At 46.2% G+C, this 12591-nt stretch carries 12 protein-coding genes; 1 reads left to right on the forward strand and 11 read right to left on the reverse strand.

All coding sequences use genetic code 11. The features are described 5' to 3' along the window. Positions 1-52 precede the first annotated feature (52 nt). From ATY38_RS04905 to ATY38_RS04945, 9 genes are all read right to left on the reverse strand, one after another. Positions 53-1624 (reverse strand): galactose oxidase-like domain-containing protein, encoded by a 1572-nt coding sequence (locus ATY38_RS04905; protein ID WP_062558319.1) that lies wholly within the window; start codon positions 1622-1624, stop codon positions 53-55. A gap of 307 nt (positions 1625-1931) precedes the next feature. Beyond that, complete coding sequence (locus ATY38_RS04910) at positions 1932-2183, reverse strand: type II toxin-antitoxin system Phd/YefM family antitoxin (RefSeq protein WP_062558320.1); 252 nt, start codon at positions 2181-2183, stop codon at positions 1932-1934. Positions 2184-2244: 61 nt separating this feature from the next. Beyond that, a complete protein-coding gene (locus tag ATY38_RS04915) occupies positions 2245-4467 on the reverse strand; it encodes a hypothetical protein (protein WP_062558321.1) in 2223 nt (740 codons plus the stop codon). Positions 4468-4469: 2 nt separating this feature from the next. After that, positions 4470-5636 (reverse strand): histidine kinase, encoded by a 1167-nt coding sequence (locus tag ATY38_RS04920; protein WP_062558322.1) that lies wholly within the window; start codon positions 5634-5636, stop codon positions 4470-4472. Positions 5637-5721: 85 nt separating this feature from the next. Continuing rightward, on the reverse strand, positions 5722-6042 hold the full coding sequence (locus tag ATY38_RS04925) for a DUF2442 domain-containing protein (protein WP_062558323.1): 321 nt from the start codon (positions 6040-6042) through the stop codon (positions 5722-5724). Further along, entirely contained in the window at positions 5997-6257 is a 261-nt protein-coding gene (locus ATY38_RS04930) for a DUF4160 domain-containing protein (RefSeq protein ID WP_062558324.1), read from the reverse strand. Before ATY38_RS04930 ends, ATY38_RS04925 begins: the two co-directional genes overlap by 46 nt. 53 nt (positions 6258-6310) lie before the next feature. Further along, positions 6311-7975: an energy-dependent translational throttle protein EttA gene (gene ettA, locus ATY38_RS04935; protein WP_062558325.1), complete on the reverse strand. Its 1665-nt coding sequence runs from the start codon at positions 7973-7975 to the stop codon at positions 6311-6313. Between the two features lie 110 nt (positions 7976-8085). Continuing rightward, positions 8086-8325: a DUF2835 domain-containing protein gene (locus tag ATY38_RS04940; RefSeq protein ID WP_235590429.1), complete on the reverse strand. Its 240-nt coding sequence runs from the start codon at positions 8323-8325 to the stop codon at positions 8086-8088. A gap of 19 nt (positions 8326-8344) precedes the next feature. Next, on the reverse strand, positions 8345-9085 hold the full coding sequence (locus ATY38_RS04945; RefSeq protein WP_062558327.1) for a pseudouridine synthase: 741 nt from the start codon (positions 9083-9085) through the stop codon (positions 8345-8347). A 212-nt stretch (positions 9086-9297) separates the two neighbouring features. On the opposite strand from ATY38_RS04945, the gene ATY38_RS04950 reads away from it, so the two are divergent. Further along, a complete protein-coding gene (locus tag ATY38_RS04950) occupies positions 9298-9750 on the forward strand; it encodes a rhodanese-like domain-containing protein (protein WP_062558328.1) in 453 nt (150 codons plus the stop codon). Between the two features lie 61 nt (positions 9751-9811). On the opposite strand, the gene ATY38_RS04955 is transcribed toward ATY38_RS04950, so the two are convergent. Both ATY38_RS04955 and thiC read right to left on the reverse strand, forming a co-directional pair. Beyond that, positions 9812-10636 carry an undecaprenyl-diphosphate phosphatase gene (locus tag ATY38_RS04955; protein ID WP_062558329.1) on the reverse strand — a complete coding sequence of 275 codons (825 nt, stop codon included), beginning with the start codon at positions 10634-10636 and terminating at the stop codon, positions 9812-9814. Between the two features lie 45 nt (positions 10637-10681). Beyond that, on the reverse strand, positions 10682-12577 hold the full coding sequence (gene thiC, locus ATY38_RS04960; RefSeq protein WP_062558330.1) for a phosphomethylpyrimidine synthase ThiC: 1896 nt from the start codon (positions 12575-12577) through the stop codon (positions 10682-10684). Between the last annotated feature and the right edge of the window lie 14 nt (positions 12578-12591).

A 12591-nucleotide genomic window follows, 5' to 3' on the forward strand; every position in this document is an offset into this window, starting at 1 on the left:
ACGAGATCCTATCAATGGTAATAACTCGCGGCATCGATACTCCTTGGGTAACTTAACCGAGTTGGATAATTCTGGCTACGGAAGGAACGCCCGAGGCATTCCAGACAAATAGCAAATAATAACCCGGCGGCGCCAGATTGGGTGATGCGGGTGACTGCACCGTCACGATGTTTGCCATCTCTGAAACCGGCAGGTCAAAAAATCGGGTTTCCTGGTTGAATGCATGCGTGACTGCACCAGCGCGCACCAATGTTACCCTGGCGATACTTTCGCTCGCTTCGACTGAAAATTGCTGATCCCAGTTTACCAGTGTTGTCGGCGCATCAATAATATCCGGGCGTAGCGCAAATTCGCCGCTGCCATCTGTCTTGAATAAGTAAGGCGGGTAATAAATTTCACCATTGAGCTGTGTCAACGGGCCTTGCGCACCGCCGCCGCCGGTAATTACCGTTCCATCCAGAAGCAGAAGAGACGCGGAGTGATACAAACGGGCCGTGGCCGCGCTTGCAACGGTTTCCCATGTATTCGTATCCGGATCCCATAATTCCGTATCCAGGGCGGCACCGACCAGATCGTTACCTGTCGATGAACCGCCATTGACCCAAACCTGACCATTCGCCAGCACGGTTGCCGTGCCAAATTGACGGTCTTTTGCCAAGTAACCTGCGGCAGAAACCGCAGGCTTAACAGGATCGTTGAGATCAACACTCACAGCTTTTCGATACTTGCGGATGGTAAGGATCTTTCCAGGCGCATACATCACACTCGATAAGCTGGCTTGGCTCGGCTCAATCTTAGTGCTGTATTTCGTCAGCACACCATCACCGGAGGTATCCAGGCTATACATCTTTCCATTGGGAGCAAGAATAAACAGATTTCCCTGAGGATTGACCCAAGCTCTTGGGTAAAACCAAGAGGCTGCCCCCAATGCGCCATACGCATAATCGCTGGATGCCGAATTAAGCGTGCGCCAACTCCCATCAACCGCGCGCACTTCCGGTATGGGTGAAAATGTAGCCACGGTTGCGGGAATCTTTTTTGTTCCTTTATAGAATCTGTCATTGCGCCCACCCAGCACAGCATGTTCACCATTGGGGAGCGTAACCGCCGTCGCATACCAGCGTTTAAACGCCATGCTTTGGGTCTGGCGCATCAGCGTATCCGTAGCGGGATCAAAGATATTTACATCGCTATTGGCATAGTTTCGAATATTATTTACCCGCGCATCACCTCCGAGGATGAGCGCCTGACCGCTCCCGGGAATATGCGCTTGCCCCGCGCAAAAAATATCAGTATCAGTCGTATTGGGTAATACTTCGAATGCATCCATCCCGGTTCCCATGGATGGATCCCAAATCACATAATGCATTTTACCGCCTTGCGTACCATTGGTGTTGGAACCGTAAGCAAACACCCTTCCATCCGGCATAAGCATCATAGCGGTAGGAATAATCGGCCAGTCATGTAATGGACCAAACTCACCCTCACTATGCGCCGTTGACTCTGACGCCACGGCAGATGACACTCCACCGAATCCCGGCAGCAGCCACATCAAGCTGAAAAAAAACAGCGCTTTTAGATACCTTTCTCGCTGCGCAAAAGGAAAAAACCTAACTGCGATCATTCAATATCCTCACTATCCAATTCCTCATTATTCAACCAACGCACAGTTCGTTTCACTTGTTGATTCGATCAACATACCACCCGTGAACCGTTAATGCCGCATATAGTACACAGGTTGTGTTGAGGAAGATAAAGAAGATTGTCACTGATTAGATAAGAGAAATGTCCTATTACATAGCATCGGAAAATGCCAATAGGATAGATAAAACGGGCTTTGGTTGAATACTGACTAAAAACGGATGCGCAATTACTGAGCAAGACTGATCAGTACAGATTATCCTTCCAGGCTTTGGAGAAAAAAATCAGATTCATTCCATCAATTCTTGCTTGATACCTTTCCCTGCTTCAAGCTCAACAATGGATTCCAGTAAATACCGTGCATTAGCTGGAGAACGCAGTAAATAAATTGTCTCTTCCATTGCCTGATAATCTTCCAAGGAAATCATTACTACGGACGCTTCTATTTTGCGTGTAATAATCACCGGTGCATGGTCATTGCAAACTTGCTCCATTATTTTAGCTAAATTAGCACGGGCTGTTGTATAACTGATTGCATTCATAGAAATCTCATTTAAAAATATAGATAGTCCAAGTCCAACCTGCAAAATTCAATGCGTCAACTTAAATACTAGTCTCATCAATCCATGCTTCAGAAAAGTCTATATCCAAAATATTTTTCAATAACTTAATGTATTTTCCGCTATCCTCACACAAATTTCTGACTTCGACTTTTAGACGTCTCATATCCGAATCATAAAGCTTCATCCGGTCACTCTTTAAAGCAAAGGCAAACTCCAATGCTGCCTCCCCTTGCTGGCGAGAATTCATTCTAAATATCCCAGAAAGTATGTCAGTCATACGTCGACTAACTCCTTCATGAGATGAATAATCAAGCTCAATTGGGTGTGCTGCACGTAATAGTGCAGCTTGTATTACACCATCGTTGTAACGGGCAAAATTCTCCGGATCGAGTATAACTTGCTGGAAAGTATCAGATGCCAATCGATCATCGTCATCTTTGAATTTATTGAATTCTCTAGCATGCTGAAGTGTCAAAGCTGCAGTTAGTAATACAGCTACAGAATGATCTGTCCCCAAGTCATACTCAGCTTTCCAAAATGCGAAATCTTTGCGCAACTTTAAATTTCCCTCATTTTGCAAAGTGGCAGGCAAGAAAGCATTCTGACTTAAACCTTGTTTTTGCCGCAATTCATCAACCCGTTCTCCAAGATAAGGAAAACCTCTCCATCTGCCAAATAAATCTATTTCAGCCTTATATGTATCTTCGACAGTACGACCTATTGCAAGGCTTTCCATAATGGAAACATTGATCACTGATTTATTTGCTGAAAATCTGAGGTTTTTCTTGAGCTGTTCACAATCATTAATTGACTCTGTCAATTGAAAGCCAATCATGTAATGACGAGCACCATCATGAAGATCACGCAGATCTCTACTTATTGATAGTAATCTCGTTCCACGGCCAATTACTGCAGCTACAATGAGCAGAGCCTTTACCTTATCTAAAGGTGAATTTTCCAACTCACGGGCACTAATAACCTTTAAAGCTTCTTTTTCCTTTCTTATCTCCTTAACACGAATCGCACATTTCTCAGCCAATTTTTTAGAAGTCTTATCATCTTGATGCACGATAGCTTGGACAGAAAGAGGAACACACTGCATGATCTCTTTTTCAAAAAAGAGATCAAAATCATCACTTTTAAGTAATTGCTCACCATCAACAAAAATGGGACGTATTTTACTTCCTACATCTCCTACCTTCATGAGTGAAAACAATTTCAACTCAGAATATTTTGATCCAATCTCAAACCATCTTTTTTGTCTATGAGCCGATACCTTTAACAATACCTGCTTAAGCGGCACATCCTCGCGAGTAAAACCTTCCCCAACAATACGCAAATCACGTAACCCTAATTGATCCTCATTGCTGTTTATCGAATCCACTTCATTGAATGCATATATAGCTTGTTCACTATCTACAGCATTTTTAAAAGTGATCAGTGTTATCACTTCCGAGGAGTAACAGCGTGTGCTTTTTTGCCAATCTCTTTGCATCGTCATAGAAGATGATGCAGAAATAATGCAAAGAGAAGTACCTTGTAGAGGAATTGGTATATTTCTAATCCCGCCATAAGAATGAAAACTTTCAACCCTAGGTCGAGGTTTCTCATAAAGTTCGTGATAAAGTTCGCGTAAGACATAGGCTAAGCTAGCAATTCCCATGGTATCAATGAAGATAACCCTTATTGATTCCTGAGTTTCTTTTTCGCGCTTGGCAATTCTGCCTAGAATCGCAAAAGCAAGAAATTGAACACGTTCAGTTTCATAAAGAGCTTCTTCAGCACGTAAAAAATACTTTGAACGATTTTTTGATGGCTTAACAAAGATAAAACCAGCTGGGGCAGGTACTAAAACATTTGGTGTATTAAATAATGTCTGTAGTCCTTCACGAAAAATCTTTTCTTGATACTTTGTTTCAATCAAAGGTAAAGAATTACGCTGATTCTTTACATATTTTGGCTTTCCCAAGTTTCCTAACTGGTCTATCTTACAAATTGCTACACATACTTTTGAGCTGGCACGTTCAAGCGCCTGTTTTACACCTTCATCCGTTTTAAATACTTCAGATAACTGTTCGAATTCACTGGGAATGCAAACAAAGACGATAGCGTCAGGAAAAAGAGCTCGCCGCAACGCTTGTGTTAAACAATCAGCCAAATCTGCTGGGCTAACGATACCCGGAGACTTAAATAAGAATCGATAGTCCAAGACAGGATCGTTATTCTCCTCATCTCGAATATCTATTGGAAAATATCCTCGCATGATTACTTCTTACTGGATAATGGAATGAGGATGGAAAACGATGTACCAACCGTTCTTGGTAACTCCTTCCTGTTGTTAAGCCAATGACTTGGTGCAAATACTTGTTTTGAATTACCTGAAAAGCTTTGATATAAACAAAGTCGGCCAGTTCTTAATCGAAGTAAAGCCTTTAGCTTAACCAAGCTTTTTATTACAGTATTAAGTCCAATTCCTGTGCCACTAATATTTTTAGTAGTTTTCCCAAGCTCAAAGGCTTCCCTAACTAACTTTTCTTCTGAATCAATTGAAATATTCTCAATTTTATCCTTTGGACTGACATGTGATAACCATCTCTTAGCTATACCTGGGCCGTTATCAATAACGGTCACCTCAAGAAAATCAATTATTTTGGTAGCTGTATAATCTAGTAGCGCCTTTTGATAAAACAAACGATGAGGCACGTCACTTAGTGTTTTTATTGAATCTGTATCATTCGGGTTAAATGTAATATATTTTGCAATAATGCTTCTTACATTTGGATATTCCCAATAATATTCTTTACCGCATTCATCTGAAGTTGCATGATCATTGGTATTTTCAAATAGCTCACGAATGAGCAAGCTAATTGTTTGGATATGTGCTTCTGGCAAGCGTCGAAGAGCAGATGGATCACAACAATTTATAAGTTGTTGTGTCAGCAGTTCGAAATCCTTAATTCCACGCAATCCTTCCGAAGTGGGTCGTTCGTACAGTGGTAATAGAAATTCATTTCTTGCGCCTGCAAAACAAGCAAGAATTGCACCTCGTCCATTCATCGTTTCTCGCAATTTGCTTGTTTGCATAGCCTCGATATATGGAGTTGCTTGAGCTAGAACTTCAGATTTTCTTAAATTGTTACCCTTAGAGTCAACTAAATTCGGGGCCAGATAACATGCAGTTAATCCATGCGGTTGATGTAATAGTTTTGCATATGATAAAGCTCCAATAATCTGATTATATGGCAATAATTTATTTTCTCTATTGCTGCGCGACCAAGTAGCAATAAATTGAATTATTGCAGAAGTAATTCCAAAACTTCCCCCTTGTTTCAGGTGTTCTGGTAAACGAATATCAATGGGCTTTTCACTTTGTAGCTTTAAGTACAAATCTTCAATCTCTATAAGAGTAAGATTTGATTTGAGTAAAATCATTTTTGTCTTATCAGATTGAATTAAAATTTTCTGTAAATGCTCGAATGGAGATACAGAAATAAAATAGATTGCTAGTTGTCAAGACTTACCCCGAAACACACCACACTTTATTCTTCCCCATCTCTTCATGCACCCACACCGGATCAAGGTCTGCACCATTCGGCCAAGTGAGTGCGCCGAGTTCTATGCGAACCTGATTGAATAATTTTTTATCTTGCAGCCCAGCAAATATACCCGCCAGTTCGCTGGAAATTAGTCGCGACATATCGACAATACCGGTCGTACCATCGTTACAGGTAACAGAGAGACAATAATTAGGCAGCACAGTAACGGTGCGTACACGCCATGGTGCCGACGATGTTATTCCAGCGGCGCAATTTTCTTGGGTAATTGTTTCTGTTGACATAGGTTCCAATCCTCCATTAATTCAGCTTGATATTGTGCTGCCCACTCCAGCACCAGAGCAAGCGCACGTTTCGGTAGGCTACCTTTAATGATTTCCAGTGTTCGAATATCAATCAATGCTTCATATTCCGCATACAATGCATGAAAATGCGGTGGCCCATGTTCCCGCCAAAACATTTGGATCACTATCCCAAAAAATTGGCTGATTGTTGGCATATTGCTTTCCGTTTTTTATCGTTCTCTATGAGGGTAGAAGGCAGGCCCGAATATTATCTACTAATCGGCTTATACCGTATCCGTTTCGGTTTCGCGCCTTCTTCACCCAGACGGTTTCTCTTATCCGCTTCGTATTCCTGATAATTGCCGTTGAAGAAGGTCCATTGCGATTCACCTTCGGCAGCGAGGATATGCGTGGCGATGCGGTCGAGGAACCAGCGGTCGTGCGAGATGACCAGCACGCAACCGGCGAATTCCAGCAGCGCGTCTTCCAACGCGCGGAGCGTTTCCACATCGAGATCGTTGGAGGGCTCATCGAGCAGCAGCACGTTACCGCCCGCGATCAAGGTTTGCGCCAGATGCAGGCGGCCACGTTCACCGCCGGAGAGTTGGCCGATCACTTTTTGCTGATCGCCGCCCTTGAAGTTGAAACGCCCCAGGTAAGCGCGCGCTGGCGTCGTGTACTTGCCCACCACCAGCAAATCATTGCCGCCAGAAATGGCTTCGAATACGGTTTTGTCATTTTCCAGTGAATCACGCGCTTGGTCGACATGCGCAATCTGCACCGTGTGGCCGATTTTCACTGTGCCGGAATCCGGTTGTTCCTTGCCAGTAATCAGCTTGAACAAAGTCGATTTACCCGCGCCGTTCGGGCCGATAATGCCGACAATCGCGCCGGGCGGCACCTTGAAGCTCAGATTGTCGATCAGTAAGCGGTCACCGTAGAATTTGGATACGCCGTCAAACTCGATGACTTCATTACCCAGGCGTTCGCCGACGGGAATGAAAATTTCCTGGGTTTCGTTGCGTTTTTGATAATCTTGCGAATTGAGTTCTTCAAAGCGGGCAATACGCGCTTTGGATTTGGCCTGACGGCCTTTCGGATTTTGCCGCACCCATTCCAGCTCCTGTTTCATCGCCTTCATATGCGCATCGATTTGCTTGTTTTCCTGTTCCAGGCGCGCTTCTTTTTGCTCCAGCCAACTGGAATAATTGCCTTTCCACGGAATGCCGTGGCCGCGGTCGAGCTCCAATATCCATTCGGCAGCGTTATCAAGGAAGTAACGATCATGCGTCACCGCTACCACAGTGCCGGGAAAACGCACCAAAAATTGCTCCAGCCACTCGACCGATTCCGCATCCAGATGGTTGGTCGGCTCGTCCAGCAACAGCATATCCGGTTTCTCCAGCAATAATTTGCATAGCGCAACGCGGCGCTTTTCTCCACCGGATAAATTTTTAACCAGCGCATCCCACAGCGGCAAACGCAGCGCATCAGCGGCAATCTCCATCTGATTCTCTGTATCGCTGCCGGCTGTAGCAATAATGGCTTCCAGACGCGCTTGTTCTTCCGCCAGAGCATCGAAATCCGCACCTTCTTCGGCATACGCAGCGTAAACCGCGTCCAGTTTCTTTTGCGCCTGCATCACCTCGCCCATGCCTTCTTCCACTTCCTCGCGCACGGTATGCTCAGGGTTCAGCTGGGGCTCCTGCGGCAGATAACCGATGCGGATATTGGGCAGGCGTTGCACCTCGCCGTCAAACTCCTTATCCGCGCCGGCCATGATGCGCAGCACAGTCGATTTGCCGGAACCGTTCAATCCAAGCAAGCCGATCTTGGCGCCGGGGAAAAAACTAAGCGAGATATCTTTGATGATCTGACGTTTGGGTGGAACCATTTTGCTCACGCGGAGCATCGACATTACATATTGGGCCATGGGATTAAATAATCGTATTTGATGAAAAAAAGGTTATGAATACTTGAAACAATAATGAAAGAGTGTAACGCACGCGCCTGAGCATTGAAAGCAGGGACGCAGGATTATCGTTAATCGCTGACGCGGCGGATCGACACGAATTTATGGTTTTCATCAAAAACCAATTCAAACGTGCCATAAACACCTTGGTTCTGCACCACGGAACGCAACACATTGGCCGGAAAATGAATGATGCGGCCATCCGTGGTCGTCGCCGCCACCGTATCCACTTCCCCCTCATAGTAGTATAAAAGCTGATACGCAGGAATTTTGAGTACAACGTGCAAGCGTTGATACATCGGCCCCCTCACTGATTTCAAGGAATCATCGTCAAAACTTCTCGCCATCCTCCAGATAGCGCCATTGCCCTTCGGGTAGATTACCCAGCTTGACTTTGCCGATGCGCACACGCTTCAAGCCGGTCACTTTCAGATTAACCAGCTCGCACATGCGGCGGATTTGGCGTTTTTTTCCTTCCTGCAGGATAAAGCGCAATTGATCCTGATTCAGCCATGTCACGCTTGCTGGTTTCAATGGTTGGCCGTCCAGGCTAAGCCCGTGATTCAGCAGCGCCAGTTTTTCCCGCGGTAAAACTCCTTCGACCCGCACCAGATATTCTTTTTCGATATTGGAATCCTCACCGATCAGTTGCTTGGCAATGCGTCCATCCTGTGTCAGCACCAGCAAGCCTTGCGAATCGATATCCAGACGCCCGGCGGGCGCCAGGTTTTTTAAATGCGACGCCTGAAATCGCTTGACTGGTTGCGTCGGTTGCTTGGGTATAAACTGATTTTCCGGTTTGATCAGCACAATAGCCGGCCGGTAACCCGGTTCCGGCTGCCCGGACACATAGCCAACCGGTTTGTTGAGCAAGATAGTAACTAGATTAGTTTGCTGCGCTTGCGCCGCTTTGTTCAATTTTATTTTTTGTGTGGGATAAATCTTAGTTCCCAGCTCGGAAATCTGTTCCCCATCGACAAACACCCATCCCAACTCAATATAGCGATCCGCTTCACGGCGCGAGCATAGGCCTTGTTCGGACATCAGTTTTGATAAGCGGATTTTCTCCATGAAGCGTTATAATGTTGGCAGTAAAAAGAATGAATGGAAAATTTGCATTGCCCTTATTATAAAGGTAATCAAACGATCGTTTTTAATCTCTTCCGGGTTTAATTCCTCGCCCCTCGGGGCGAAGGCTGGTTGAAAACCAGCAGTCTGAAGAGCGCTTTTAATACCTCGCTGCTTGCGGCGGGGTGCTTTATTAACATTATCAGGAGCATTTTATGGAAACTACCGCAACCATACTGGAAAAAGCCCATCAACGCGCCGAAGAAATGGAGCTTCCTTACAAAGGTGCATTACTCCCGATGGAAGCTTATCGGATTTTACAAGAATCGACTCGCGCACAATTGGTGGATGTGCGCACCCGCGCTGAACTGGATTGGGTCGGACGCATTCCCGGCGCAACAGAAATTGAATTGCGCGCTTACCCCGGCATGCAACCTAACGCAGATTTTCTTGGCCGGCTCGCAAGTCTTACCAATAAATCGCAGCCGGTGCTGTTCATCTGCCGCAGTGGTTCGCGCTCGAATCAGGCCGCTATTATGGCCACACAAAGCGGCTTTACCGATTGTTATAATATCCTGGAAGGATTTGAAGGCGATATGGATGACAGCGGTCAACGCGGCAAGGTATCCGGTTGGAAGGTGGCGGGCTTACCGTGGGTACAAAGCTAGAAAGTGACTTAGCATTTCTCAGATCAACTACCCAGGAGTTTTATTGCGCATAGTTACTGGCCTACATTTCCGACCAGCCAATAACACCGGTATATGCCGTAACCAGAATGACAATGCCAAATACGATGCGATACCACGCAAAAATGGTGAAATCATGATTGCTGATGAAGCGTATGAGCGCGCGGATCGCCACGAGTGCGCTGAAAAATGCACCCATGAAGCCGACAGCAAACATGCTTACGTCACTCAATTCCAGGATTGCGCGGTTTTTATAGACATCATAAAAAGTAGCGGCGAACATGATGGGGATTGCCAGGAAAAAAGAAAATTCAGCGGCAGCTTTACGTGACAGGCCGAAAAGCAGGCCGCCAATGATTGTCGCTCCCGAGCGCGATGTCCCTGGAATCAGGGCCAGACATTGCGCCATGCCCACTTTCAACGCGTGCTTCCAGTCCATATCATCGACCTGTTCCACATCAATCACATGATCCCTACGCTCCGCCCATAAAATCACCACACCGCCGATGACGAGCGCCGTAGCCACCGATAAGGGATTAAACAAATATTGCTTGATCACGTCAATAAACAGCAAGCCCATGACAGCTGCAGGCATGAAGGCAATGAACAGATTCAGCACAAATCGATTGGCAGAAGCGTCTGAGCCGATTCCCATCACGATACCCGTTATTTTTTTACGGTATTCCCAGCACACGGCCAAAATAGCGCCCAGTTGTATCGCAATAGTAAACACTTTGCTTTTTTCATCATTAAAATCAAGTAAATCACCAAACAAAATCAAATGACCGGTGGAAGAAATCGGCAAAAACTCAGTCAATCCTTCAACCACGCCAAGGATCAGCGCTTTAAGCAATAATATGAAATCCATCGGCGTGTTTATTGGGTTATATCCATTTTATCGGGGACATTGTGATTACAATTTACTGTAAATCTCAGCACCTTTTTCCTTGAATTCAGCTGATTTTTGTTCCATACCCAGCTTTAACGCTTCTTCTTCCGCCACGCCCTGATTGGCGGCATATTCCCGAACATCCTGGGTAATCTTCATGGAACAAAAATGCGGACCACACATCGAGCAGAAATGCGCCACTTTGGCACCATCCTGCGGCAAGGTTTCATCATGGAATTGCTGCGCCTTGTCGGGATCGAGGCTGAGATTGAACTGATCTTCCCAACGGAATTCAAAACGCGCTTTGGACAACGCATTATCGCGGATTTGCGCACCGGGATGCCCTTTCGCCAGATCGGCCGCATGCGCGGCGATTTTGTAGGTGATGATACCATCCTTGACGTCGTCCTTGTCCGGCAAACCCAGATGCTCCTTCGGCGTCACATAGCACAACATCGCGGTACCGTACCAGCCGATCATGGCCGCGCCGATGGCGGATGTAATATGATCATAGCCGGGTGCAATATCGGTCGTCAGCGGACCCAATGTATAAAAAGGCGCTTCATCGCAATATTTCAACTGCAACTCCATGTTTTCCTTGATCAAATGCATTGGCACATGACCTGGGCCTTCGATCATGGTCTGCACATCGTGCTTCCACGCAATTTGCGTCAACTCACCCAGCGTTTTCAGTTCGGCAAACTGCGCTTCGTCGTTGGCATCGTAAATCGAACCGGGACGCAGCCCATCACCCAGTGAGAAACTGACATCATAGGCTTTCATGATCTCGCAGATGTCTTCAAAATGCGTGTACAGGAAGCTTTCCTGATGATGCGCCAAACACCATTTCGCCATGATCGAGCCGCCGCGCGATACAATACCGGTCATGCGTTTTGCAGTCATCGGCACATACGCCAAACGCACACCGGCATGGATGGTAAAGTAATCGACACCTTGCTCGGCCTGTTCGATCAACGTATCGCGGAAAATCTCCCAGGTCAGCTCTTCGGCTTTACCGTCGACTTTTTCCAATGCCTGATAAATCGGCACGGTACCGATCGGCACCGGGCTGTTGCGGATGATCCACTCGCGTGTTTCGTGAATATTCTTGCCGGTGGAAAGATCCATCACCGTATCGCCGCCCCATCGGATCGCCCAGGTCATTTTTTCCACTTCTTCCTGAATACTCGAACCCAATGCGGAATTACCAATATTGGCGTTAATTTTCACCAGAAAATTTCGTCCGATGATCATCGGTTCGGATTCGGGGTGATTGATATTTGCCGGAATAATGGCACGCCCGCGCGCTACTTCGGCACGGATAAACTCCGCTGTGATCATTTTCGGTAATGATGCGCCAAAATCCTGTCCTGGATGCTGATGCGTCAACAATTCATGACTCTGCGCATTGAGCGCTTCTACGCGCTGATTCTCGCGCAGGGCAATATACTCCATTTCCGGCGTAATGATACCGCGGCGCGCGTAATGCATTTGCGTGACATTCAAGCCTGTCATGGCCCGGCGGGGTTGTCGCTGCAGGTTAAAACGCATATCCGCCAGTTTGGGATCCTGCAATCGCGCTTGGCTATAGGCAGAATTATGACTGGCCAGAATTTCGGTATCATTGCGTTCGGCAATCCATTTTTCACGCAACGCAGGCAAACCGGAGCGGATATCGACTCTTACCGCAGGATCGGTATAGGGACCAGAAGTATCGTAAACCCAGATCGGTGGATTTTTTTCTCCGCCCATGCTGGTCGTCGTATCGCTCTGACGAATTTCCCGCATCGGCACTTGAATATCCGGACGAGAACCTTGTACATAGATTTTGCGTGAATTCGGCAGCGGCTTTACGGCAGCTTCATCGACTTGAGCTGTTGCACTCAAAAAATTTTTTGGGTTTAAAACTGTAATGCTCATAATATAAATGCTCC

Source organism: Nitrosomonas ureae (genome assembly GCF_001455205.1).
GTDB lineage: Bacteria > Pseudomonadota > Gammaproteobacteria > Burkholderiales > Nitrosomonadaceae > Nitrosomonas > Nitrosomonas ureae.